The sequence below is a fragment of the Shimia sp. R10_1 genome (assembly GCF_017744095.1).
In the GTDB taxonomy this organism is placed as follows: Bacteria; Pseudomonadota; Alphaproteobacteria; order Rhodobacterales; family Rhodobacteraceae; genus Shimia.
Genome location: NZ_JAGHQX010000002.1, coordinates 45174 through 70726 on the forward strand (window position 1 = coordinate 45174; position 25553 = coordinate 70726).

The window sequence follows — 25553 nt, forward strand, 5'->3', positions numbered from 1 at the left end:
AATACACGTGATCCTCCTGCCACAATTCCTTCTTAAAAAACAGCGCAAACTTCTTTGTGTCGCTCTGGCACTGTTGGTGAGCGCTTGCGCAAGCACCTCCAGCCAGCCTCCATCGGCCATTCATGACCCCAACGAAGCCGCCAATCGGCGCATGCACAGCTTCAACAAATCGGTCGACAAAGTGCTGCTGTCACCAGCTTCGACTGGTTATGGCACGATTGTTCCCAAAGGGCTGCGCCGAGGTTTTTCTAACTTTGCGGATCACCTCTCTCTGCCGAACGACTTCATCAACAACTCCCTTCAAGGTGAAGTGGGCAATGCCAGCAACAATGTCGCGCGCTTTGCCGTGAACACTCTGTTTGGGCTCTTTGGATTTATCGACGTTGCCAGCGCAGGCGGCATGGAACGCCATGATACGGACTTCGGTGAAACCTTGCACGTCTGGGGCACCGGCGAAGGTGCGTACACAGAGCTGCCATTCTTTGGGCCATCAACAACCCGTGACGCCTATGGCTTACTCGTTGATATTATTCTCGATCCTTTCTTCGTAGTGACGAGAGAGCCCACACGTTACATCGGCGCCGGCGCGTATGTTGTAAATGTGATGGGCAATCGCTACGACTATGACGAAACGATCGACTCCATTCTTTACGACAGCGCAGACAGCTATGCGCAAGCACGTATTCTTTATCTACAGAACCGCCGCTTCGAACTTGGAAACAAAGATGGAAGCACATATGTCGACCCAGACTTCGACCCGTATGAGGATCCGTATGCCGATTTCTAAGCTTTCCCGTCGCGCGTTTGTTTCACTTGCAGGCGCATCCGTCTTCGCAGGCGCATTCAGCACATCTGCCCTCGCCGTAAATGAGGCGCAGGCCACTGCTCTGATTGAGAAAGCGGTGGCAGACATCAACAAGGTGATTTCGTCTGGGAAGCCCGTAAACGCGATGATCAAAGACTTCGAACGGATCTTTGCGAAATATGCGGACGTGAACATTCTGGCACGATCGGCTTTGGGACCAGATGCGCGCACGGCAAGCAAGAGCCAACTTCGCAACTACACCAAGGCATTTCAGGGCTACATTGCGCGCAAATACGGAAAGCGCTTCAAGGAATTTGAGGGCGGCAAAGTCGACGTGATCGGTGGCCGCGCTGTCAAAAGTTTCTATGAAGTGAAAACACGCGTCACTCTGCGCGGCCAGGCTCCGTTTGAAGTGAATTTTCTTGTCTCCGATAAGTCAGGTCAAAACCGGTTTTTTGACATGATTATCGAAGGCATCAGCTTACGACTTTCGGAGAAAGCTGAAATTGGCGCGATGCTTGATCGCCGCAACGGCAACATCGACCAACTGGCGCAGGATCTAAGCCGAGCTGGCTAACACCGCACGCACGTTTGTTCATCCAGGTGGCACTATTGGTAGCCAACTTTCATTGTCAGCCCTGTAGGTTGGGCTGACAAAAACCAAAAAATGGCAACATCGACGGCCCTGCCCTTACGTCAATTGCCGCCAAAAATATCCCTCAAGATACCATTCACAACGCCCTCAATGCCCGTACGATTTTGGCGCGGGCCGGGGTTAGGGACTGCCTTGGGCTTTGGCACAAATGCCGGCAACGGCGTGGGTGTGATCCCCTCATGGATGCGGGCCATCGCCTCACGCCATATCTCGGCTGGCAAACCTCCGCCAGTAACTCCTGTCAGCGGGGTATTGTCGTCATAGCCCATCCAAACACCTGCAACATATTCGTTGGTGAACCCAATGAACCAAGCGTCGCGTGCTGCTTGTGTTGTTCCCGTTTTACCCGCGACCTGCCAACCCGGAAGCTGCGCACGCGCGCCGGTACCTTCGCTTACAACTTTCTCCATCATCCAAATGAGTTCGCGCGCTGCAGCGTCAGAAATCACCCGTTCTCCTATGCCACCGCCCGATCCCATAAGGGCGTTATCATCGCCTAAGAGCCTCAGTTCCACCAACCCATATGGCGTTACAGACGAGCCACCGTTCAAAATACCCGCGTAAGCACCCGTCATTTCCAGCAGGCTGCTTTCAGAGGCGCCCAATGCCAGAGCAGGCCCAGACGCAAGATCGCTTTCAATCCCAAACATGCTTGCCACGGTTCGCACGTTTTCCCGCCCCGCTTTCTCAGAGACCTTCACGGCTGGAATATTCAACGAGTTCTGCAGAGCAAAAGTAAGCGAGACATCGCCGTAATATTTGCCCGTATAGTTTTTTGGGCACCATTGGCCGGAACCCGGGATGTTCTGGCAATAGGGCTCATCGACGACTGTATCGTCGTAGTGGCCGCCCCGCTCGAGAGCCGTGGCGTAAACAAACGGCTTGAAAGCACTGCCCGTTTGCCGCTTGGCTTGTGTCGCCCGATTGAACGCACCCGAAACCTGTGTTTGGCGGCCACCTACCATAGCGCGCACGGCACCATCTGCGGACATCACCACAATCGCGGCCTGCGCCTTAGACCCTTCACGTACTTTGTTTTCGAAAACCCACTTCAACCCGACTTCTGCGGCGTCCTGTATTCTTGGGTCGAGCGTCGTCTTCAAAATCACGTCTTCGGTCGTATTGCGTGTAAAGAACTCCGGACCAGACGCCATAACCCAATCCGCGAAATACCCTCCGGCTTTAGCTTTGGCCGCTTCAGATAGTGTCGCAGGGTTCGACTGATAAAATGCGGTGTCTTTATCGGAGAGGTAGCCTTGCTCATTCATGAGCCGCAAGATGGTGGCGGATCGATCTTGGGAGCGCTGTAGATTGGCCGTCGGCGCCAGCGAAGATGGTGCTGTCAGAAGCCCCGCCAGCATAGCACCCTCAGCAGGCGTCAGATTGGCCGCAGGTTTTCCAAAATAACGCTGTGAGGCCGCTTCTGCGCCGTAAGCCCCACCTCCCATATAGGCTCGATTGAGATACACTGAGAGGATCTCGTTCTTTGTGTATTTCACCTCCATCGCCATGGCATAAATCGCTTCTTTGACTTTTCGCCCCAGCGACCCACGGCGACAGTCTTGCACGTAGGCGGCCTCGCTGTCCCAATCGGCAGGATTATAGGCGACGCCGAGACAAAGCAATTTGGCGGTCTGCTGTGTCAGCGTAGAACCACCGTGCCCAGACAAAGGCCCACGGCCCTCTCTCAGGTTGATGCGAACAGCACTCGCAACCCCGCGCGGGCTAACACCGAAGTGGCGATAGAACCGCTTGTCTTCAGTGGCCACAACAGCGTTTTTGAGATGCTTGGATACCGTGTCCGCCGTAACAACGCCGCCAAACTGATCTCCGCGCCAGGCAAAGACCTTGTCGTCACGATCAAGCAGCGTCACCGAACCACGCGCGCGCCCATCCAACAAATCATCCACTTCAGGCAGCGTCAGGTAAACATATCCGACGGCAAGAGACACCATGAGAGCACTCACAAAGGAAGTGCGCCAAATAAGCGACCAGACCAAACTTAAGATCCACCCAACGACGCGACGGAAAAATGCCACTATAGGGTTCTGCTTGCGCGATGGCTTTCTCTTCCGGGTCGGTTTTCGTTTAGACGCACCCGGCTTTGGTTTTGCTTTTGCAGCTTTGCGAACAGGTGTCTTGGCAACACGGCCGTAGCGTTTCTCTGCCACCAATGGCGGCTTCTTTCGTCTTGAATCACTCATAAGAACCCAACTGCTCAGTTCGCTTTTCGCTCATTTTACCGCGTTGGTGACCACTTGTAAGGCCGAAGTGGGTCCCGATTCAGTTATCATTAAGCGCATTTTTTGTGCGTTCGTGGCATTATGCCTATTTTTTAGCCTCCACCCTTCCAATTTGACCAATTGACGTGCCTTCAGCCTTCGTTTTCGGCGCTCCGCTGCGTTTTTCTGCAAATGCAAAATAAGCGGGGCTCCCCCCGCATCGCCAAAAGGGGAACAAGGTGAAACTGATTATCGCAACGATCAAACCGTTCAAGCTTGAGGAGGTTCGCGAAGCGCTGACCGAAATCGGCGTACGCGGCATGATGGTCACTGAGATCAAGGGCTTCGGCTCCCAATCCGGACACACTGAAATTTATCGCGGTGCGGAATACGCCGTGAACTTTGTGCCGAAAGTCAAACTCGAACTCGTGGTTGCCGCCAACATGGCCGACCAAGTTGTCGAAACCATCACCAAGACCGCCCAAACCGGCAAAATTGGCGACGGGAAAATCTTTGTATTGGACGTGCAGCAAGCAATCCGCGTGCGCACAGGCGAAACGGATGCAGATGCCCTCTAAGGCGTCGCAAGGAAGGAATACACCCATGAAAACTCTGACGAAAATTGCTCTGACCGGTGCGCTGACAGCGCTTCCGACTCTGAGCTTTGCTCAGGAAGCCGCTGCGGCTCCGGGCTTTGACGAAATTGGCCCATACATCATGACCACTTTGCTGTTCTTGGTGGGGGGCTTCCTTGTTTTCTGGATGGCAGCCGGTTTTGCGATGCTTGAAGCGGGCCTAGTACGCTCCAAGAACGTGACCATGCAGCTGACCAAAAACATGGCGCTCTTTTCGATCGCCGCCATCATGTATTGGCTGGTTGGTTTCAACCTGATGTATCCCGGCGACTTTAACGGCTACTTCGCATTCAACTTTGTCCCAACCTCTCTGGAACCTGTCGGCCTCGACGCGGCTGATGCGGCGCTTGACTATGCGTCCGTTGGTTCGGACTTCTTCTTCCAGCTGATGTTTGTTGCGGCAACCGCGTCCATCGTGTCCGGTGCGCTGGCAGAACGCATCAAGCTGTGGCCCTTCCTTGCTTTTGTTGTCGTTCTGACAGGCATTCTGTACCCAATCTCTGGCTCCTGGCAGTGGGGCGGTGGCTGGTTGTCTGAACTCGGCTTCTCCGACTTCGCAGGCTCCACCATCGTGCACTCCGTGGGCGGCTGGGCTGCTCTCGCCGGTGCCATCGTCCTTGGCCCACGTATCGGTAAATACAAAGACGGCCGCACGGTTCCTATGCCGGGCTCAAACCTTGCCCTGGCTACTCTGGGCACATTCATCCTATGGCTCGGCTGGTTCGGCTTTAACGGCGGCTCCCAGCTGGCGATGGGCACCGTGGGTGATGTCACCGACGTATCGCGCATCTTTGCCAACACCAATATGGCTGCTGCTGCCGGTGCTGTTGCCGCACTGATCCTGACACAGATCCTGTACAAAAAGCCGGACCTGACCATGATCTTGAACGGCGCACTGGCGGGCCTCGTGTCCATCACCGCCGAGCCTCTCGCACCTTCTCTGGCAGGCTCTCTGCTGATCGGTGCTGTGGGTGGTGTGATCGTTGTTCTCACAGTGCCACTGCTGGACAAATTCAAAATCGACGACGTTGTTGGCGCGATCCCTGTCCACCTGTTTGCGGGCATCTGGGGCACCATCGCAGTGGTCTTCTCCGGATCCGCAAGCCTCGGCGCTCAGCTGACGGGTATCGTGGCCTACGGTGTCTTCACATTCGTGGCCTCCCTGATCTTGTGGGTCATCCTGAAGGCTGTCATGGGCATCCGCGTCAGCGAAGAAGATGAAATCAACGGTCTCGACATGTCTGAACTGGGCATGGAAGCCTACCCTGACTTCTCCAAGGGCTAAACGCTCAACAAACGAAAACGTGAAGCCCGGGCAAGTGCTCGGGCTTTTTCATTTGCAAGACAACACGCTTGCGTTGTGCTAGGCAAAACTCATGCGATATTTTATTCTCTTTATGACTCTAGTTTTGCCGACATCAGTGTTCGCTGATCCCCCTGAAATTACGAATGTCACAGCAGCATCCGGTGCAAACGGCTGGCGGTTTGATGTGACCATCGCGCATCCTGATACCGGATGGGATCATTATGCAGACGGCTGGCGCATTGAAACCGAAGACGGTCAGGTGCTCGGGACACGAATATTGGCGCATCCTCACGTCAATGAGCAGCCCTTCACCCGCAGTCTCGCAAACGTCTGGATCCCCCCGGAAATCACGACCATTTATCTGCGCAGCAAAGACAACATTGACGGATGGTCAAAAACCGCTGTCGCGTTTGAGCTGCCATAAAACACAAAAAGCGCGCCCAAGGGCGCGCCAGGATTGCTTCATTCTAGTGGCTTCAATGCACAGTGACTGGTGAATAGTTGTGCTGGCGCGCCAGAATAAACGCCAGATTGCGTTCTTTCACCAGTGCCAGCCGTTCGCCGTCGGTGGTGTGGACTGCAAAGAGCGTTTCAGCGCCCTCGGCTTGCTCTTGCACTTCTTCAGGCAATTCCGCGACCAGTACTTCTCGAACGTACACAATGCGGTCATCCATCGACGCGCTGTCAAATTCTGCCTGCATATCGTTATCCTTTCTTGATCTGGATAGTTTGCACAATCGTCTCAGGGCGGGCCTGTGTCAGATCCACATGCAGCAAACCATTTTCCATAACGGCCTCCCCCACTTCCACGCCATCCGCGAGCACAAAGCTGCGCTGGAACTGACGCGCGGCGATCCCGCGGTGTAGGAAGATACGCTCACCGCTGTCTTCAGCCTGTCGCCCACGCACGACAAGCTGGCGATCCTCAACCGTAATACTGAGATCTTGTTCACGGAAACCTGCGACAGCAAGCGTAATGCGATAAGAATAGTCGGAAGTCTGCTCAATGTTGAAGGGCGGATAGCCCTCTCCACCAGACTTTGTTGTCCTCTCCAAGAGGCGCTCGAGCTGCTCAAAGCCCAGAAGATGGGGATATGACCCCAAAGTTAGTTTGGTCATTGACACGTCCTTTTCAAAGCGACCGTCTGCATGTCGATCCCATACTGGCAACCGACTACCACCCAAATATGGGGCAGCACCTGCCCACTCGCAAGTCACGAACCTGTTCAACTGTCATTAATTCCGCACAGCAGGCATACTTTTCAGCCGTTCACAAAGAAGCTATTGTGAGGCTCCGAACCAGATCGAGGACGACCCAATGAATGCGACAACCGATTTGTCCATGAAAACAGATGATGTTCTGCGCGTGGAACTGGAGGTTTTCAAGCAGGAGCACCGCGATCTTGATGAGGCAATCAATGCCCTCGTAGACCGCGGCACGGGGGATCAGTTGACCATTCAACGCTTCAAGAAACAGAAACTGCGCCTCAAAGATATGATCGCCCGCATAGAAGACAGGCTAACCCCTGACATTATCGCCTAAGGGCGCATCGCACATTTAACGCTTCCGCTTGCCTCGCTCGGTTTCAATGTCAAACAGGGTGCGCGGAAAGCTCATGCCGGTGACCACCTCATCCAAGCGCACAGTTGTTTCACCGCCACCAGCATCAAGGATCACCCATTCTGTCAAAGCCACGGGTGCGTCGGAGAACTTCAACTGAATTTGGCCATATTCAGGGTTCTTTGGATCCTGCGCTGTCACGATGGTGTGGGTGCCATCAAAACCATGGCCAACAACCATGTTTGCTGCCGCCAAGTTTACGTTACGCGCCAAAATCAGAGACAAAGGCGTGCGACGCAGCGGATAGGTCTCCGGCGGACCACTGGCACGATCGTCAAAAATGGCCACTGCGTTGTTGCTGGCCAAAACCAGAGCTTTTTGCGGCGGCGCGTATTCAAAGCGCATTTTGCCGGGGCGCTGAATGAACAAACGGCCCTTTTGAACGGACCCATCATCGGATGTTTGCACAAAAGCCGCCTCAGCGGTTTTTAGGTTGTTTAAGTAGGCGCTCAGCGCATTGAGCGAAAGCTTTTCTGCATATGCGGGAATAGCAGAGGCCGCTGTTATCAGCGCTGCAAGTGTGTATTTAAGCATTGTCATGCATCCAATATAGGGGCGCGCGCCAACGATGCGCAGAGGTTGAGCGCAGTTTCGCCTGCACCCAACCGATTTGTCATTGCTCCGGGATCAGTATCTCGCGCTTGCCAACATGATTGGCCGGGCTCACCAGCCCCTCTTCTTCCATCTGTTCAACAAGACGCGCGGCTTTGTTGTAACCAATCGCCAGCTTTCTCTGAATGTAAGAGGTGGAACACTTGCGATCTTGGATCACAATCGCCACTGCAGAATCATAAAGCGCATCTTCGCCATTTGTGTTCCCGCCTGTGTTCAGCCCAAGAACCGCGTCAATATCATCCGCTTTTCCCTCATCGGGGCCTTCAACGACGCCGCCAATGTAATCAGGTGGGCCAAAGCTCTTGAGGTGGTTCACGATCTCCTCGACTTCTTCGTCACTGACAAACGGGCCGTGACACCGGGTGATCTTTGCACCGCCCGCCATATAGAGCATGTCCCCCATGCCCAAAAGCTGCTCAGCACCCATTTCACCAAGGATCGTGCGGCTGTCGACTTTTGACGTCACCTGGAATGAAATCCGTGTCGGGAAGTTCGCTTTGATCGTGCCAGTAATCACATCCACCGATGGGCGCTGCGTGGCCATGATCAGGTGAATACCTGAGGCACGCGCCATCTGTGCCAGACGTTGAATACAGGCCTCAATCTCCTTGCCCGCCACCATCATCAGGTCAGCCATCTCATCGACGATGACCACGATATAGGGCATTTTCTCCGGCACTATTTCTTCGGTTTCAAACACGGGTTCGCCGGTCTCATCGTCAAATCCAGTTTGGACCGTCCGGCTGAATGTCTCATCTTTGGAAAGTGCATCGCTTACACGGCTGTTGTAGCCATCAATATTGCGCACGCCCATTTTTGACATCTTGCGGTAGCGATCTTCCATCTCGCCCACGACCCACTTAAGCGCCACCACCGCCTTTTTAGGATCGGTCACAACAGGGGAGAGCAAATGCGGGATGCCATCATAGACGGATAGTTCGAGCATCTTTGGGTCGATCATGATCAATCGACAATCTTCCGGTGTCAGACGGTAAAGCAACGATAAGATCATCGTATTGATTGCCACCGATTTCCCGGAACCTGTGGTCCCTGCGATCAACAAGTGCGGCATCTTTGCAAGATTGGCGACGACAGGATCCCCACCAATGTCTTTGCCCAGCGCAAGTGGCAGCTTCATGTTGCTGTCGCCAAAATCACGCGCTGCAAGGATCTCTCGCAACACCACCTTCTCGCGGTTCTCATTAGGCAGTTCGATGCCGATCACACTGCGGCCGGGAACTGTTGAAACACGCGCCGACAACGCAGACATCGAGCGCGCGATATCATCAGCCAAACCAATCACACGGCTCGCTTTCAAGCCCGGCGCAGGCTCAAGCTCATACATCGTCACAACCGGACCAGGCCGCACACTGACGATCTCACCTTTGACGCCGTAGTCATCCAACACTGTTTCCAACATCCGCGCATTTTCTTCGAGCGCTTCATCACTCAAATGATGGCGCTTGATGTCCAACGGGTTCTCCAACAGTCCAAGCGGTGGCAACTCGTATTGCGAATGCTGCTCTTCAAACGCCAAGGACGGCTGCGCCTCAGCCTGTGCACGGCTGGAAGGATGCATCACTTTGTTCTGTCGTGGTTGCACAACTTTCTTCGGTTCCGCGACCGGAATTGGGGCGATTGGCGCAGCAGCCGGCTGGGGCGGCATCTCCGGTTCTGGCTCGATTTCGAACTCAGATAGGGCAGGGTCATCCAATTCTTCGGCCACCACATCAAGTGCCGGTTCTGGCTGCGGCGCAATAGGCTGACCGCTGGACAGTGGAGGCTCCGCACGCAAACCGGCAATTGCCACCGCCACTTCTGGCTCCGGTGGTGCAACAAAGGTCGGCTGTTCGACATCCAGAACCAAAGGATCAGGCCCGCAACCGCGTCCCTTGGTCAATGGCTTGTCTTTGTGCAATTCAGGCGGCGCAACAGGCGCACCGCGTCGCGCACGAGAGCGCATAACATCAGCGATTTTTGCACTAATCCGCGCCTCTTCCGGACGCTCATCGAAATCCTCAGCGAAAAGGTTCTCGACCAACTCCGGTTCTGGCATCTCTTCATGCGCTGGTTCCGCCCGCTTGATCAATGTCGGCAAACGCAGGCGAGGCTTTGGCTTTTCTGCCACAAGCTCTTCATTGAAGGCTTCAGTGTCATCGAGAACAGCGTCCTGCCAATCCGGTTCTGCGGCAAATGCGTCAGACTGTGCGGCCAGCTCGCGGCGTTCGTTCCGACGCTCTTGCGCAGCTTTGGCGGCCTGTACAGCACCCGTTGCGCTGCGCCCGAGCAAGCGCATGAACGCATCGTAGGCAAGCACCAGACCAACCACCAGAGCGCGCGCCAGCCGGTTGAGTTCTGATCGTGTGAAACCCAGCACAAACCCACCGACAAAAACAAATGCGAGCCCAGTCAAAAGTGACATGAATTTGACGCCAGCCTGCGCTCCGATCGGCAAAATTGTCAGAAGAGCACCCATGACCGTGTCGCCAAACAAACCACCAAGCCCGAAGGCATGGATCCAATTGCTCCCTGGCGTCAGAGTCGAAGCATAGATTGCGCCCAGCGCAAGCATGATGGGTGCAAAGATAGCGCGGCTTTGCACCCGTTCTTCGCCAATGTGCAATGCAAAACGCACACCCCATGCGCCAAAGATCAAAGACAGCCCCAGACTTCCCCAGCCCACAATGATGAACAACGGTGCCGCAACAGAAGCACCCATGCGGCCAAGCATGTTTTGAACAGGGGCGTCCGTAACAGACAACCAACTTGGATCTGAGGGAGAGTAAGACAGGATCATCGCAGCTGACATCACCGCCAGTCCCAACAAAACGATCCCAATCAGTTCCTTACCGCGCTTTTCAACCGCCGCCTGAGTGTTGCTATCCAACAAAGGTCCGCGTCCTCTTGCCTGATATGCCATACTCCACCTCTTTACGCTTGTCCGTAGATGCAGCTGCGCAGCTTCGTCAGCGCCTCTGCCACTTCAGACTTTGGAGCCACCAACGCAGCTCTGATATACCCTTTACCCGGATTTAGCCCGTCAACATCGCGACTGAGATATGCTCCCGGCAACACACGTACCCCGGTTTCTGTCCAGAGTTTTATTGCAGCCTCTTCCCCATCGTCGACGGGCAACCACAGAAAAAAGCCTGCATCTGGGCTTTGATAGCCTTCGATGTCTGCGAAAATTTTATCAGCAAGGTCGAACTTTTCGCTGTAAAGACGACGATTTTCGATCACATGCGCTTCATCCTGCCAGACTTTGATCGACGCCATTTGCAGAGGTAGCGGCAGCGGCGCTCCAGAGTAGGAACGCAACTGTTTGATCCTGCGAATGCTCTCAGCGCCTCCGGCAACAAACCCGGAGCGCAGCCCAGCAAGGTTGCTGCGCTTGCTCAACGAATGGAAAATCAAAGCCCGGTCAGGATCCGCACCCATTTCTGTGGCGACCTGAAGCGCACCAGTTGGCGCTGCGTTGCGGTAGATTTCGGAATAGCATTCATCTGCAAAGATCTTGAAATCGTACTTTTCGGCCAGGCCAATCAGGTGTTTCCAATAGGCGCGGTCAGCAACGGCGCCTTGCGGGTTCGCGGGGGAACAGATGTAGGCAATGGCCACGCGCTCAAGCTGAGCTTCCGACAACTTCGAGAAATCAGGCAGGTGCCCACTCTCTTCTGTCGCAGGCACAAACAAGGCTTCTGCACCAACAGCTTGTGCGGCGACGGCATACACTTGGTAAAACGGATTTGGCGTCAAGATTAGAGGCTGTGCACCGTTTTTGGTTTCCGGGCAAAGCGCCATTGCAGCGTTGTAAAGCCCTTCACGCGTCCCATTCAACGCCATCACCTGAGTTTCGGCATCCACTCTCACCTCGTAACGACGCTCAATCCACTCGGCGATCGCGGCAAGTAGCTCTGGTGCGCCTTCATTTGGCGGATAGCGATTGAACGTCGCAGAATGTGCAACAATTTCATCGGTGACCCAATCTGGGAACGCGTGTTTGGGTTCGCCAATCGTCATATGAACCACGGGGCCACCTGGCTCGAGATGGTCCAATAGCGCACGCAGACGCGGGAATGCATAAGCCGGAAGGTTCGAAAACCGCTCGGGGAAAATCATATTCAACTGCCTCAAGTTCGGGATCATTGCGCCCCGTTTGGGCCCAAACTAGCCAAAGCCTGACGGTGCGTCCACTAAAATGCCGGAGACATTCCCCCTTGTGACCTTCGCGCAACCCCGCGCTTAGACCCACGTGTCCGACAGGATGGACACTGCCACAAAGCCGCGCTATGCCACGCGTGTTATGGCCAAAAAGCAAAAGAACTCTGATCCGAACTACAAGGTGATCGCCGAGAATCGGCGGGCACGTTTTGACTACGCCATCGATGATGACATCGAGGTTGGCATTGTCTTGTCAGGATCTGAGGTGAAATCCCTGCGTAAAAAATCCGGCAACATCGCAGAAAGCTATGCTGCGGTGGAAGATGGCGAACTGTGGTTGGTGAACTCCTATATCGCACCGTATGAACGCGCTATGTTCCCACACCTAGAGCGGCGCAAGCGCAAGCTTCTGGTCAGCAAGAAACAGCTTTCTGACCTGTGGAGCGCGACCCAGCGCAAAGGTATGACCTTGGTTCCAATGGTGATGTACTTCAATCACAAAGGCTTTGTGAAAATGAAGATCGGCATCGCCAAAGGTAAGAAAAACCACGACAAACGGGCAACAGAAGCAAAACGTGACTGGGGCCGGCAGAAACAACGCCTGCTGCGTCACGGCGATTGAGTCCGCCTGAAGAGCTCCAGCCAACGCCTGTCTATTGCGGCAAGCTCTTTGGGATCGATCTGATCTAGAATTTCCCAATACCGCCCACTAGGCGCGCTGTACCCAAGGGCTGTTTCGGCATCTCGCAGCGCCTCGACATCGGATTGTGCCGCTGCAATGTTCACGCGTGTCTCTCCCAGATCCTTGACGTCTGCCCGTGGAAATACCAATCGGCTCTCCGCTGATGACAGGTTCACACAGGCACAGCCTACTTGCGCCGCCAGCAGGGCTAGGCGCGCGGATTTTCCTTCCAGATTTTGCAAAGACACATCATCGCGCAGAGGGTCCGCCGCCCCTGTTCCATAAAAATGGGTGTGCCCCTGTTTTGGATAGACCATGTCACAGCCAATGAACGCCAAAACGTCAGGCTGCAGTGCGCCAAGCGCCCAATACCCAGCCGTAAATGCCATTGTACCGCCAGCGAACAGAACGCCCCCAAAAGCATTGTTTTGCGGCACATACTCTGTATAGCGGATCACAGACTGCCCAGATGTCATTACCGGCGGATGCCGATCTTCGGGGAAATCCTCAGGGTAAATCACATGGCTCCAGTCGGGGCGAACCCGCCATGCATTGTTGATCACAACAATGTGGTCAAACAGCTTGGCGTCCCAATCCTTCGCCACTGGGGCGTTCGGACCACTACCGATCACCAGAACAGTACCCGCCATTTTGCAACGCTCCCAAGCTGACTTTTGTTTCAAGATAAACCGAGGACAGATACGACATTCAACCAAAAGTGGTTCACTCATCGAATTTAGATTTGCGACCGACTTTTAGACGCCGGTATGGCCCAACGTTGCCCCGCCACTTGCCTCTTGCGGATGCGAGATGTAGGCAGTGTTTCTAGTGTTACTGGAAAGGGATGAGATGAGCGACGATCCCAAGACATTGGTGTCCACGGAATGGCTGGCCGCCCACCTGAAAGACCCAGATCTCCGCATACTGGACGGATCCATGTCACCGATTGGCATGGAAAACACCGCAGGCGCTGAATATCTGGAGCGCCACATCCCGGGCGCGCGCTATTTTGATATCGACGATATCTCGGACGGGCGCAGCAACCTCCCTCACATGGTACCGCCTGTCGAAAAATTCATGTCACGTCTGCGCGCTATGGGGGTCGGAGACGGTCACCAAGTGGTGGTCTATGACAGCGCTGGCCTATTCTCGGCAGCACGCGTTTGGTGGCTTTTCAAACTAATGGGCCAAAACAACATCGCGGTGCTGGACGGCGGGCTTCCAAAATGGATCGCCGAGGGCCGCCCCACAGAAGACCTGCCACCGATCATTCGCGATCGACACATGACTGTGCGCCGTCAAAACCACATGGTGCGCGACGTAACCCAAGTGTCACATGCCGCAAAACTTGGCGACCACGAAATCATTGACGCACGCGCCGCGGCACGCTTCCGTGGAGAGGCACCCGAACCGCGCGAGGGTCTGCGATCAGGTCATATTCCCGGTTCAAAGAACGTGCCTTTCACGTCGCTCCTCAATGAAAATGGCACGCTCAAAACTCCTGAAACGCTGCAATCCGTCTTCGAAAACGCAGGCGTCGATCTGAGCAAACCAGCCATTACAACCTGCGGCTCTGGCGTCACTGCAGCTGTCCTGTGCCTTGCAATGGAACGGTTCGGGAAAACCGATCACTCCCTTTATGATGGATCATGGGCCGAATGGGGGGCGTTCCCCACAGTGCCCGTAGCAACCGGAGAAGCCTGATGCTCACCAATCTGAAAGAGCAGCCCAAAGACAAAATTCTCGGCCTCATGGCCATGTATCGCGAAGACCCAAGACCCACCAAAGTGGATCTGGGTGTTGGCGTGTACAAAAACGCCGAGGGGGTGACCCCCGTGATGCGCGCCGTGAAAGCAGCGGAGCGTAAGATTGTCGAAGAGCAGATCACCAAGGCGTATACCGGCTTGGCGGGGGATCCAGCTTATGCGGACGCGATGATTGACATGCTGCTGGCTGGCAGCGTGGAACGCGACCGACTGGCGGCTGTGGCAACCCCAGGCGGCACTGGCGCCATTCGCCAAGCGTTCGAATTGATCAAGGTCGCCAACCCCAAGGCCCGTGTCTTTGTCTCTGATCCTACATGGCCCAACCATGTGAGCATCCTGAACTACCTCGGCATCGAAATGGTGAAGTACCGCTATTTTGACGCGGAGACCCGTGGGGTGAATTTTGACGGCATGATGGAAGATCTGGCAGATGTGACCAGCAACGATGTCGTGTTGCTCCATGGCTGCTGTCACAACCCAACCGGCGCCAACCTCAATCTGACGCAATGGCAAACAGTGATCGACCTGATCACCGAAAAAGGCTGCACGCCGATGATCGACATTGCCTATCAAGGCTTTGGCGATGGTCTGGAAGAAGATGCCGCCGCCACCCGCCTTGTGGCGCAGTCGGTGCCAGAGCTGCTGATCGCAGCGTCGTGCTCCAAGAACTTCGGCATCTATCGCGAACGCACCGGTCTGCTGATCGCAATGAGCGAAAAAGCCGAACAAACTGCCGTCGCGCAGGGCAACCTGAACCACCTCAACCGCCAGAATTTCTCCTTCCCGCCCGACCATGGCGCACGGGTTGTGACCACGATTCTGACGGATCCGGAGCTCAAAGCAGACTGGATGGCAGAGCTGGAAGAAACCCGCCTCGGCATGCTCGCATTGCGCGAACAACTGGCAAGCGAACTGCAGCGCCTTTCAGGTTCCGATCGCTTCGGTTTCCTTGCGCAGCACCGCGGCATGTTCAGTCAGGTGGGTACAACGCCGGACATGGTTGAAAAACTACGCGTCGACAACGCCATCTATATGGTTGGCGACAGCCGCATGAATATCGCTGGCCTGAACACCAATTCTGTTCCGGTTCTGGCCAAAGCCATCATCGACGCCGGCATCTAAAATCACACCACAACCGCGCCTTGGCATATCGCACAGGCGCGGTTTCTTTTTGGAAAACACCCATGTCTATCGACCACACATCACTCGCAGCCACCATCGCTTCACTGACTGAGGGGGAAACCGACACCGTATCACTGATGGCCACAGTGACATGCGAAGTCCACCACGCAGACGATCGCTTTGACTGGACAGGTTTCTACCGCGTCGTCGCACCCGAACTTCTGAAAATCGGCCCCTATCAGGGCGGACACGGCTGTCTGGTGATCCCTTTCTCGCGTGGCGTCTGCGGCGCGGCGGCGCGTACCGGCGAAACCCAACTTGTCCCAGACGTGGATGCCTTCCCCGGCCACATCGCATGCGCAAGCAGCACGCGCTCTGAGTTGGTCTTGCCCGTTTGGAATGGCAAAGGCGATCTGCTCGGGGTGTTTGACATCGACAGCAATCAACCCGACGCCTTCACTCAGGAAGACGCGGATCAGCTGACGGCCATTCTCGCTGCCGCGTTTAAGAACGCAGCCTAAGTTTCAGAAGGGCGCTTTGGCGCGAAACGCCATGCCTTTCCCACTCTCAGGATGGCTGATCCGCAGCTCTTCTGAGTGCAGCATCAGTCGGGGGAACGCCAAGGCCTCCCCCTCCGCATAGAGCGGATCTCCCAGGATCACATGTCCAAGCGCCAGCATATGTACCCGCAACTGATGGCTGCGTCCGGTTTTGGGGCTCAGCCGCACGCGCGTCTCGCTCTCGCTCACCTTGAGGGCCCGCCAATCGGTGATCGCAGGTTTACCGTTCTCATGGTCCACCATCTGTCGCGGGCGATTGGGCCAGTCCACGATCAGCGGCAAGTCCACCGTGCCTGACTTCTCCGCCATCTTTCCCCAGACCCGCGCCACATAAGTCTTCTTGGTTTTGCGCTTTTCAAACTGCATAGACAGATTCCGCTGCGCGTGCGGCGTCAGCGCAAACACCATCACACCGGATGTATCTCGATCCAAACGATGCACAAGCAAGGCAGTCGGAAACGCCGCCTGCACCCGGCTGATCAGGCAATCAGAAAGATGATCCCCGCGCCCTGGCACCGACAGCAAGCCAGAGGGTTTATCGACCACAAGGATATCGCTGTCCTCATGTAAGATCACCAGAGGGTCTTGGGGCGGATCGTATGGCGTAATTTCTGTCATAGCGCCGGACATAGGGGTTTGACGCAACGTGGGCAACCCAACGTCAGCCTTGAGTTGCCCTGACAGATGCGCAGGCTACACGGGAAAGAGTAAGGGAGGACCACAAATGCACCCCACAATCACCCGCATGCAAGAGGTTGTCGCCAAGGGCCATGAAGAGGACATAAAGGCGCTTTTGGCTGAAGATGTCACATTTCAGCCCCCCACATATTGGGCCACTTGGACTGGGCGCGACGCCGTCGCCGCCGTGCTTGGGCACGTGGGGCAGGTGTTTGGCGCGTTTCGATATCGTCGCGTTATGGGAAATGAAAATGACTGGGCCTTGGAATTCCAGTGCAAAGTTGGCGACTTGGACTGTGTCGGCGTTGATCTGATCACACTTAATGAAGCAGGCGAAATTCAACATTTTGAAGTGGTGATGCGCCCATATAAGACCATCGGCGCCCTACGTGACGCTATGAACAAACGCGTGATGACCGATGCACGCTTTCTAAAATTCAAAGACGCGTTGAGCTGACCGCATGCGACCTGCCGCCGACCAGATCTTGCGGATCCCCTTAGCCCCGCTGCTTGCAGCGCAAGGATTGGGCGTGCGTCGACGCGCAAACACACTGCCCGAACCGCCCGGTGCTCGGCAGGGGCAAGCGGGCAAAGGCGCACCATTGCGTTTGTTGATTGTTGGCGACAGCTCCGCTGCTGGCGTTGGCGCGCGCTCCCAAGACACGGCCTTGTCTGGCCAAGTTGTAAAAAACCTCGCACAAGACTTTGATGTATCCTGGAAACTGATTGGCGAGAGCAGCATCACGACAACCGGCATGCTCAAACGCTTGGCGACTGTCCCACCAAGCGCGTTTGATGTGGCGATCACTGCGCTTGGTGTGAACGACGTGACCCGCGCGAGCAGCCGTGCCAAATGGGTGAAACGCCAGACCGAACTTGCAGAAGTGCTTTCTTCAAAATTCGCAGTGCAAACGATTGTCGCCTCTGGGCTGCCCCCAATGGGCGCTTACCCGGAACTCCCTCAACCGCTGCGGTGGGTCTTGGGCGCGCACGCCAAACGTCTTGACGATGCGTTGGCTGACCTTGCGGCGACGCATCGCCAGCTCACCCACCTCCCGCTGAACTTGCCATTCGAACCACGGTACCAGGCATCAGATGGCTATCACCCTTCAGAGGAAGCCTATACCATTTGGGCGGCAATGTTTGCAGATCACATCCGCGCACAACTGCCCCTTTCTTAGCCACGCTTACCTCTCAGATCACGCAGCATTGGAATAGAGTACACAATCAGCGCCAACCAGATCATCGGGAATGCGATCATCCGCGCCTGACCAAAAGGCTCTCCAAACAGGAACACCGCCACCAAGAAAATCATCGTTGGCGCGATGTACTGCATGATCCCAATTGTCGAAAGACGCATGAGTTTTGCACCATTGGCGTAAAACAGCAACGGCACCGCTGTCACAATCCCGCAACCCAGAAGAAGCCACGTGTCTTGTGCCGACATCGCAAAGTGCCCCTGCCCCGTCGCCGTAAGCCAGCCCAGAAACCCAATGGCTGGCACTGAGAGGATCAAAACCTCAAGCAAGAAACCTTGATTTGGTCCGACAGGAAGTGACTTTTTGAAAAAGGCGTAAAACCCCCAGGATACGGTCAGCGCCAACGCGGGCCATGGCAGCGTACCAGCATCCGCCCAAAGCACCACAACAGCCCCAGCAGCCAGAGCCACGGCAATCCATTGCAGCCGTGACAAACGTTCGCCAAGTAAAAGGGCCGCGAGACCAACGCTGAAGAGTGGATTGATGTAGTACCCAAGTGCCGCATCCAACGCGCGATCATTGGCAATCGACCAGACGTAAATGCCCCAATTGACGGTAATCAGCGCCGCCGTGAGACACCCCATCGCCAAGGTACGCGGGTTGCGCAGTGCCGCAACAAGATCACTGGTGCGCCTGAGAAGGATCAACACCAAGCCAGCAACGGGAACGGACCAAATGACCCGATGGGCCACAATCTCAAGCGCGGGCATATGCGCAAGCAGCTTCATGTAAAGCGGCAGGAATCCCCAGAGCAGATAGGCTCCCATAGCAAAGGCAAACCCTTTTGGGGTATCCACATTTTCAGGCGTATTGCTGACGACCGCCATGAGTGCCTCCTTTGACCGCGACGCATCTTGATAGCGCCGGGCCCAAGGGAAGGAAATGCGCGATTTTGTGACGGGGGCCATCACCATTCTTGATGGCGCTCCCGCCGTTTCTCAGACTTTGACTCGTTCCGATTTCGGATCGTACATAGGTTTCAGTGAGGCTTCAGCCCGTACTCTGCTACCCATCACATCGATTTCGTAAGTCGACGCCAAAACATCAGCCGCCTTTTCCCCCTCACATGGCACATACCCCAACCCAACTGCCGCCCCTAAGGTGTGGCCGTAGTTGCCAGAGCTCAGGTACCCGACATATTCGCCGTCCCGCAGAATCGGCTCATTGTGAAACAGCAAGGGCTCAGACTCTGCGAGCTTGAATTGCACAAGTCGGCTCTTGGGCCCGCTTTCCTTGCGTGCGAGCACCGCCTCTTTGCCGATAAAGTCTGCTTTGTCCGTCTTCACAGCGAAGCTGAGCCCCGCATCGACCACGTGATCTTCGCAGGTGATATCATGCCCAAAATGGCGAAAGCCTTTTTCGATCCGGCAGCTGTCCATCATATGCATACCGCAAAGTTTCAGCCCCATATCTTGGCCTGCATCCCAGAGCGTTTCAAAGGCATGCCCTGCCATGTCTGAGGACACATAAATTTCCCAGCCAAGCTCGCCCACATAGGTCACGCGATGGGCCCGCGCCAGCCCCATGCCCAACTCAATCTCTTGCGCTGTACCAAACGGGTTGGTCGCGTTGGAGAAATTCGCTGGGGACACTTTCTCAAGCAGCTTGCGCGCGTTTGGCCCCATGATCGCCAGAACACCCTCACCTGCTGTGACATCGGTGATCACCACGTTGAAGCTACCCTTGTGACGCTGCATCCATGTCTGATCCGCGAGCCGCGTCGCGGCTGGCGTGACCACAAGATAGGCGGTTTCCGTCAGCCGTGTCACGGTCACATCCGCCTCAATACCGCCACTGCGGTTGAGAAATTGTGTGTAGACGATCTTGCCATTTGGCACCGAATAATCGCCGCCGCCCACATAGTTCAAGAAGGCCTCCGCATCCGGCCCTTCCACACGGATTTTGCCGAATGATGACATGTCATACATGCCGACATTTTCGCGCACGGCGCGATGTTCGGCGGCGGAGTTCTCAAACCAATTCTGGCGTTTCCAGGTGTACTGGTATTCGCGCTCCTGGCCTTCATGCGCAAACCAATTGGCCCGCTCCCAGCCTGCGAGTTCGCCAAAAACCGCACCTTGTTCTTTGAGGTGACAATGGAACGGTGTGCGCCGCACGCCGCGCGCGGTGGCCTTTTGGCGATAGGGGAAGTGATCCGCATAAAGCAGCCCCAGCGTTTCTTTGGAGCGTTCAAACAGATAGGTTTTGTTGCCCTGAAATGGCTGCATGCGGCTGATATCCACATCCCCAAGATCAAAAGGCCTGTCGCCATCATTCATCCATTGCGCCAGCGCCATGCCGGCGCCGCCCGCAGACTGAATGCCAATCGAGTTGAAGCCAGCCGCCACCCAGACATTGTCCATTTCTGGTGCCAGCCCAAGGTGATAAGCATCATCCGGAGTGAAGCTTTCCGGCCCGTTGAAGAAGGTGTGAATACCCGCCTCAGCCAGCATGGGCAGACGGTTGCAAGCCGCTTCTAGGATCGGCTCAAAGTGGTCAAAATCTTCTGGCAGCTGGTCAAACTCAAAGCTGTCGGGAATGCCGTTCATGCCCCAAGGTTTGGCGTTGGGTTCAAAAGCGCCGAGCAGGATTTTTCCTGCGTCTTCCTTGTAGTAGGCGCATTCATCGGGAACGCGCAGTACCGGCATCTGGGTCAAACCCTGAATACCCTCTGTCACGATATAAAAGTGCTCACAGGCGTGCAGCGGCACATTCACGCCCGCCATACGCCCCACTTCATGGCCCCACATCCCTGCGCAATTCACGATCATATCGCAGGCTATATGGCCTTGTTCAGCACCGTCATCGGACTCCCAATCCACGCCGGTCACCTTACGGCCGGATTTCGCGATACTCGTGACTTTGATCCGCTCTTTGACGATGGCACCGCCCTGCCGCGCGCCTTTGGCCAAAGCCAACGCAATATTGGCCGGATCGCCCTGACCGTCCAGCGGCAACCAGACGCCAGCTTTCACATCCTCAATATTGAGATGCTCATACCGCGCTTTCACCTCGGTAGGCGAAATCTCTTCGACCTCAACCCCAAAGGCCCGCGCCATGGCCGCTTGGCGGTAGATTTCTTCCTTACGCTCTTCGGTCAAAGCCACAGTGATCGAGCCGCTCCGCTTAAAGCCTGTGGCCACGCCAGTTTCAGCTTCAAGATTGCCGTAAAGCTCTTGGGAGTATTTTGCGAGCTTCGTCATATTCGCCGTGGCGCGAAGCTGTGCAATCAGCCCTGCCGCATGCCATGTGGTGCCCGAAGTCAGCTGCTTGCGCTCCAAAAGCACAACTTCTTTCCAGCCCAATTTGGTCAGGTGGTACGCCACAGAACAGCCAACCACGCCGCCGCCAATGATCACCACACGTGCTTTATTTGGAAGATCAGCCATTATGATGTCCTTTCAGGTGCTTATCGGGCGTACGCCCGCAACCAATCGAGGCTCGCCCCCGATCCCTAGAGTGTATTCAGCAGAATCCGGTCAAGCCCCGACCAGCTCATAACCTGCCTCATTCAAGCGATTGGCCAGTGCCGCGATATGGTCTGGGCCAACTTCACAACAGCCACCAACAAAGCGCGCGCCCTCGGCGATCCATTGCATGGCAAAATCCACGTAGCGTTTTGGCGTCACATCATCGCGTGCGCGCAACTCATCTACAGTGCCGCCAATTTCCAAAGCATCAATGCCCGTGAACCCATTGGCATAGGCGCCTGTTGGTCGCCCTTCTGCGAGAACCGAGTGAAGGCTGTCAGACACAACTTCAGGCTTGGAACAGTTCAATCCGATACCTGCAACCTCAAAATCCGCAAGCGCTTCCAGCGCAGCGGAGAGAGCTTCTCCAGAACGCAGCTCTGCGCTGTTGTCATCCTTCAGCGTGACAAACACCCAAGTCGGCTTGCCTGTTTCAACACCTGCCTGTGCAGCCGCCGTCGCCTCGGCAACGCTTGAAAGCGTTTCACACAGCATCACGTCGCAAGCCGCAGCCTGAGCTTCCGCAATCTCCTGATACGCGGGTAGCAAATCTGCGTGAGTGCGTGACATGTCGGGCCGATAAGACCCGTGCAAAGGTGGCAGACAAGCGGCCAGCTTTACACCCTCAGCGCCTACTTCATCGCGGGCGGCACTTGCGAGATCGATCGCCCGCTGCTGGAGCGCCTCAAACATATCGCCGACACCTTCACGAGTCAGCCGCTCTGGCGTCGCAGAATAGGTGTTGAGCGTGATCAGACGCGCGCCAGCCCGGATGAAATCCGCATGTACCGCCTGCACGATCTCCGGCTCTTCCATCATCACTTTGGTGGACCAAAGCGGATGCGCTGGCATAGATGATCGCGCCAGCAATTCCTGCCCTGATCCACCATCTTTCAAGATGATCTTCGTCATGCGCGCAGACGTTCGTTGGCCGGATCCCAGAGCGGCTGATCCTCTTGCACCACGGCGCGGTATTTCTTGCCGTAAATCTCAACCTCAAGCTCTGTGCCGGGTTTCGCCAGATCTGCCTGCACCATGCCCAGCGCGATAGAGGCATTCACACGATGCCCCCAGCCGCCAGATGTGGTTTCGCCTACAATCTGATCGCCATGCCAGATACAAGACATATAAGGCGCATCTGCGTCACCGGCCTCTACAACCAAGGTCACAAAGGATTTTTTGACGCCCTGTTGCAGCTCGCTCTGGATCGCGGCTTTGCCCGGGAACGCCTGTGGCTTGTCCAGTTTGACAAAGCGGCCAAGGCCACCTTCGAGCAGAGAATAATCTGTGGAGAGATCGCCTTTCCAAGCGCGGTAGCCTTTCTCAAGGCGCAGCGAGTTCAGCGCATACATGCCAAATGGCGTTGCGCCCGCGGCAAGGATCGCATCGTAGATCGCAGGCATATCCGCGTTGAGCGCATGCACTTCCCAGCCCAGCTCCCCTGCGAAGGAGACCCGAATGAGATGCGCAGGCTGCCCCGCGACGGTGGCGCTCTGGTGGGTAAGCCAGCCGCTGTCCAGATCCGCATCTGTCAGGCCAGCCAGAATCTCACGCGATTTTGGCCCTGTAACAATCAGCGTGTCGCGGGTGGTGGTGACATCCTCAACGGTCACACCTGCAGGCACGGCTTTTGTTAGAATATCGCGGTCATGCCACTGCGCGGTGGCGGCCGTGATCATCACAAATTCGTCCTCACCCAAACGGATACAGGACATCTCTGTCAGGATGCGACCCCGGTCATCAGACACATAAACAAGGTTCATCCGGCCAACCTTTGGAAGGCCCCCTGTCACGAGACCGCGCAAAGCTTCGGCCGCACCCTCGCCTTTGACCATGAAGCGAGAGAAGCCTGGCAAATCAAGCACACCGCAGTGATCGCGGACCGCTTCGCACTCTTCTTTGATGCGCTGCTCCCATGGGCCAGAACGGCCCCAGGTGTGGGTGGCATCCAGCGAGGTGTCGTCGCCGTCTTTGGCGAACCAGTTGGCCCGCTCCCAGCCGTTGTAGGCCCCCATAACACCGCCTTGTGCAACCACCCGGTCATGGACGGGGGAGAGCTTCTTGTCGCGCGCGGCGGGCCATTCGTGATGCGGGAAATGCATGGCGTATTCGTTGCCGTACACCTCCATGCCTTTCTTCACGCAGTAATCATGATCGGTGTAATCGGTGTAGCGGCGCGGATCGACGGCCCACATATCCCATTCGGTGTGCCCATCCACGATCCACTCTGCGAGCACCTTGCCAGCGCCGCCGCCTTGAGCGATGCCAAAGGTGAACACACAGTTTTCAAAGGCATTTTCCACGCCAGGCATCGGGCCGATCAGAGGCAAACCATCCGGCGCATAGGGGATCGGGCCGTTGATCACACGGCTGATGCCGGAGGTGGCCATCAGCGGCACACGTTCCATGGCGTCGGTCACGATGTCCTCAATCCGGTCCAGATCATCAGACCAGAGCTGGAAGGAAAAATCATCGGGCATCGGGTCGGCGTCGGTGTCCCAATGGGCCTTACAGTTGGGCTCATAAGGGCCGAGGTTGTAGCCGTGTTTCTCCTGACGCAGGTAGTAAGAGATATCCACGTCACGCAGCAGTGGGAGCTTCACACCACCGTTGGCTTTGGACCAGTCTTCGACTTCTGGGATTTCTTCGGTCAGCAGATACTGGTGGCTCATCACCATCATCGGCACAGAGCGTCCGCCATAAGGCTTGAACCATTCTCCCACACGCTGGGCATAGTAACCCGCTGCATTCACGACATAATCACAGGCGATGTCGCCTCTTTCCGTGTGCACAATCCAGCTTTTGTCTGCCTGCTGGGTCACGCCGGTAGCGGGGCAGAAGCGGATGATCTTTTGGCCCATGTCCCGCGCACCTTTGGCCAAAGCCTGCGTCAGCTGAGCCGGGTCGATGTCGCCATCGGTGGGATCATAGAGCACACCCATGAGATCGTGGGTTTCAAGGAAAGGATAGCGCGCCTTGGCCTGTTCCGGGGTCCACATCTCCATTGGAATACCCTGATAGCGGGCCATGGACATGGCGCGTTCGAACTCCTGAACCCGCTCTTTGGTGTGCGCTAGTCGGATCGAGCCGGACTGGTGATAGTTCATCGGGTAGTCCACCTCTTCGCCCAATCGGGCGTAAAGCTCGGTGGAGTAGCGCTGCATATTCATAATCGCCCAAGAGTTTGAAAACGTGGGCACATTCCCGGCTGCGTGCCAGGTAGACCCGGCAGTCAGCTCATTCTTTTCCAGCAAGACACAGTCGGTCCAGCCCTTCTTGGCAAGGTGATACAGGCTGGAGGTGCCAACGACCCCGCCACCGATGATGACCACACGGGCCTTTGTTGGAAAATCAGACATTTACAGACTCCCTCAGTCGAAAACGAGCTTGGCAGCAAGGCTGCCGAAAATGATGGATGCGCATTTGTTGAGTACCCCGGTGGCCTTTTTGAGCTTCGCGCCGACCAGTCCAGCAGACAGGCCAATCATGGACACCACCACAAAGCCACCAGCGGCGAACATCAGGCCGAGAATGACAATTTGTTGCCAGATCGGGCCTGCTTCCGGGGTGGTGAATTGGGGTAAAAATGCGAGAATAAACAGAATGATTTTCGGGTTCATGATGTTGGTCAGGAACCCGCGGCGCAGTGCACGTGCCACATTTGCGCGGCCGTCCGCGGCATCTGAAGGCGGCAGGGCGCGCCAGGATTCCCACGCCAAAACAACAAGATAGGCTGCACCTGCGTAGCGGATCACCAGTAGCGCCGTAGGCGATGCGGCGATCACGACAGCCAGCCCAGCGGCTGCAAGCGTGATATGGACCAGCAAGCCCAGCGTGACGCCTAAAGTGGCGGCGAACCCGGCTTTGGGGCCGCCTGCGATGCCGCTTGCGATGGTGAACATCATATCCGCACCGGGGGTGAGATACATGACCAACGAGGCCGCCATGAAAGCCCAGAGCGTGACGCTTTCCATATTTGCGAATGTTTCCAGCATC

At 56.0% G+C, this 25553-nt stretch carries 25 protein-coding genes; 12 read left to right on the forward strand and 13 right to left on the reverse strand.

The features are described from left to right. Nucleotides 1-7: 7 nt before the first annotated feature. A complete protein-coding gene (locus J7413_RS04655) occupies nt 8-787 on the forward strand; it encodes a VacJ family lipoprotein (protein WP_348538722.1) in 780 nt (259 codons plus the stop codon). After that, the gene (locus J7413_RS04660) at nt 774-1382 is read left to right on the forward strand and encodes an ABC transporter substrate-binding protein (protein ID WP_209096803.1); all 609 of its coding nucleotides are present in this window, start codon (nt 774-776) and stop codon (nt 1380-1382) included. The genes J7413_RS04655 and J7413_RS04660 overlap by 14 nt, the downstream gene beginning before the upstream one ends. 119 nt (nt 1383-1501) lie before the next feature. Here the strand turns inward: J7413_RS04660 and J7413_RS04665 are convergent, their stop codons facing one another. Further along, on the reverse strand, nt 1502-3664 hold the full coding sequence (locus J7413_RS04665) for a transglycosylase domain-containing protein (protein ID WP_209096804.1): 2163 nt from the start codon (nt 3662-3664) through the stop codon (nt 1502-1504). A 257-nt stretch (nt 3665-3921) separates the two neighbouring features. Here J7413_RS04665 and J7413_RS04670 point away from each other — a divergent pair, with 257 nt between their 5' ends. From J7413_RS04670 to J7413_RS04680, 3 genes are all read left to right on the forward strand, one after another. After that, nucleotides 3922-4260, forward strand: coding sequence for a P-II family nitrogen regulator (locus J7413_RS04670; protein ID WP_209096805.1), 339 nt, complete (start codon nt 3922-3924; stop codon nt 4258-4260). Nucleotides 4261-4285: 25 nt separating this feature from the next. Continuing rightward, the gene (locus tag J7413_RS04675; RefSeq protein ID WP_209096806.1) at nt 4286-5602 is read left to right on the forward strand and encodes an ammonium transporter; all 1317 of its coding nucleotides are present in this window, start codon (nt 4286-4288) and stop codon (nt 5600-5602) included. 136 nt (nt 5603-5738) lie between these two features. After that, nucleotides 5739-6047 carry a hypothetical protein gene (locus J7413_RS04680; RefSeq protein WP_348538723.1) on the forward strand — a complete coding sequence of 103 codons (309 nt, stop codon included), beginning with the start codon at nt 5739-5741 and terminating at the stop codon, nt 6045-6047. A gap of 52 nt (nt 6048-6099) precedes the next feature. Here J7413_RS04680 and J7413_RS04685 read toward each other — a convergent pair whose 3' ends face one another. Both J7413_RS04685 and J7413_RS04690 read right to left on the reverse strand, forming a co-directional pair. Beyond that, a complete protein-coding gene (locus J7413_RS04685; protein WP_209096808.1) occupies nt 6100-6324 on the reverse strand; it encodes a DUF1150 family protein in 225 nt (74 codons plus the stop codon). Nucleotides 6325-6328: 4 nt separating this feature from the next. After that, the gene (locus tag J7413_RS04690; RefSeq protein WP_209096809.1) at nt 6329-6742 is read right to left on the reverse strand and encodes an Hsp20 family protein; all 414 of its coding nucleotides are present in this window, start codon (nt 6740-6742) and stop codon (nt 6329-6331) included. Nucleotides 6743-6941: 199 nt separating this feature from the next. Between J7413_RS04690 and J7413_RS04695 the strand changes: the two genes are divergently transcribed. Next, nucleotides 6942-7166, forward strand: coding sequence for a DUF465 domain-containing protein (locus tag J7413_RS04695; RefSeq protein ID WP_209096810.1), 225 nt, complete (start codon nt 6942-6944; stop codon nt 7164-7166). 15 nt (nt 7167-7181) lie between these two features. On the opposite strand, the gene J7413_RS04700 is transcribed toward J7413_RS04695, so the two are convergent. From J7413_RS04700 to J7413_RS04710, 3 genes are all read right to left on the reverse strand, one after another. Continuing rightward, nucleotides 7182-7778, reverse strand: coding sequence for an outer membrane lipoprotein carrier protein LolA (locus J7413_RS04700; protein WP_209096811.1), 597 nt, complete (start codon nt 7776-7778; stop codon nt 7182-7184). A 79-nt stretch (nt 7779-7857) separates the two neighbouring features. Then, nucleotides 7858-10779 (reverse strand): DNA translocase FtsK, encoded by a 2922-nt coding sequence (locus J7413_RS04705; protein WP_209096812.1) that lies wholly within the window; start codon nt 10777-10779, stop codon nt 7858-7860. 11 nt (nt 10780-10790) lie between these two features. Next, complete coding sequence (locus tag J7413_RS04710; RefSeq protein ID WP_209096813.1) at nt 10791-11978, reverse strand: aminotransferase class I/II-fold pyridoxal phosphate-dependent enzyme; 1188 nt, start codon at nt 11976-11978, stop codon at nt 10791-10793. A gap of 184 nt (nt 11979-12162) precedes the next feature. On the opposite strand from J7413_RS04710, the gene smpB reads away from it, so the two are divergent. Next, nucleotides 12163-12642, forward strand: coding sequence for an SsrA-binding protein SmpB (smpB, locus tag J7413_RS04715; RefSeq protein WP_209097322.1), 480 nt, complete (start codon nt 12163-12165; stop codon nt 12640-12642). On the opposite strand, the gene J7413_RS04720 is transcribed toward smpB, so the two are convergent. After that, nucleotides 12630-13352 (reverse strand): hypothetical protein, encoded by a 723-nt coding sequence (locus tag J7413_RS04720; RefSeq protein WP_209096814.1) that lies wholly within the window; start codon nt 13350-13352, stop codon nt 12630-12632. The genes smpB and J7413_RS04720 overlap by 13 nt on opposite strands. 199 nt (nt 13353-13551) lie before the next feature. Here J7413_RS04720 and sseA point away from each other — a divergent pair, with 199 nt between their 5' ends. The 3 genes from sseA to J7413_RS04735 all read left to right on the forward strand — a co-directional run bounded on the left by sseA (nt 13552) and on the right by J7413_RS04735 (nt 16111). Further along, nucleotides 13552-14406 (forward strand): 3-mercaptopyruvate sulfurtransferase, encoded by an 855-nt coding sequence (gene sseA, locus J7413_RS04725; protein ID WP_209096815.1) that lies wholly within the window; start codon nt 13552-13554, stop codon nt 14404-14406. Next, nucleotides 14406-15590 carry an amino acid aminotransferase gene (locus J7413_RS04730; protein WP_209096816.1) on the forward strand — a complete coding sequence of 395 codons (1185 nt, stop codon included), beginning with the start codon at nt 14406-14408 and terminating at the stop codon, nt 15588-15590. The genes sseA and J7413_RS04730 overlap by 1 nt, the downstream gene beginning before the upstream one ends. A gap of 62 nt (nt 15591-15652) precedes the next feature. Next, complete coding sequence (locus J7413_RS04735; protein WP_209096817.1) at nt 15653-16111, forward strand: GAF domain-containing protein; 459 nt, start codon at nt 15653-15655, stop codon at nt 16109-16111. Nucleotides 16112-16114: 3 nt separating this feature from the next. On the opposite strand, the gene J7413_RS04740 is transcribed toward J7413_RS04735, so the two are convergent. After that, nucleotides 16115-16768, reverse strand: a complete 654-nt coding sequence (locus J7413_RS04740) for an RluA family pseudouridine synthase (RefSeq protein ID WP_209096818.1) — start codon at nt 16766-16768, stop codon at nt 16115-16117. Nucleotides 16769-16874: 106 nt separating this feature from the next. Between J7413_RS04740 and J7413_RS04745 the strand changes: the two genes are divergently transcribed. Together J7413_RS04745 and J7413_RS04750 are read left to right on the forward strand one after the other, a co-directional pair. Beyond that, a complete protein-coding gene (locus J7413_RS04745) occupies nt 16875-17285 on the forward strand; it encodes a nuclear transport factor 2 family protein (RefSeq protein WP_209096819.1) in 411 nt (136 codons plus the stop codon). Nucleotides 17286-17289: 4 nt separating this feature from the next. Then, nucleotides 17290-18009, forward strand: a complete 720-nt coding sequence (locus J7413_RS04750) for an SGNH/GDSL hydrolase family protein (RefSeq protein ID WP_209096820.1) — start codon at nt 17290-17292, stop codon at nt 18007-18009. Here J7413_RS04750 and rarD read toward each other — a convergent pair. From rarD to J7413_RS04775, 5 genes are all read right to left on the reverse strand, one after another. Next, a complete protein-coding gene (rarD, locus tag J7413_RS04755; RefSeq protein ID WP_209096821.1) occupies nt 18006-18914 on the reverse strand; it encodes an EamA family transporter RarD in 909 nt (302 codons plus the stop codon). The two genes, J7413_RS04750 and rarD, sit on opposite strands and share 4 nt — an antisense overlap. Before the next feature lie 111 nt (nt 18915-19025). Further along, nucleotides 19026-21476, reverse strand: a complete 2451-nt coding sequence (locus J7413_RS04760) for an FAD-dependent oxidoreductase (protein ID WP_209096822.1) — start codon at nt 21474-21476, stop codon at nt 19026-19028. A 90-nt stretch (nt 21477-21566) separates the two neighbouring features. Then, the gene (locus J7413_RS04765) at nt 21567-22469 is read right to left on the reverse strand and encodes a homocysteine S-methyltransferase family protein (RefSeq protein WP_209096823.1); all 903 of its coding nucleotides are present in this window, start codon (nt 22467-22469) and stop codon (nt 21567-21569) included. Then, nucleotides 22466-24916, reverse strand: a complete 2451-nt coding sequence (locus J7413_RS04770) for an FAD-dependent oxidoreductase (protein WP_209096824.1) — start codon at nt 24914-24916, stop codon at nt 22466-22468. Before J7413_RS04770 ends, J7413_RS04765 begins: the two co-directional genes overlap by 4 nt. A gap of 12 nt (nt 24917-24928) precedes the next feature. After that, nucleotides 24929-25552, reverse strand: a complete 624-nt coding sequence (locus tag J7413_RS04775) for a LysE family translocator (protein ID WP_209096825.1) — start codon at nt 25550-25552, stop codon at nt 24929-24931. Between the last annotated feature and the right edge of the window lies 1 nt (nt 25553).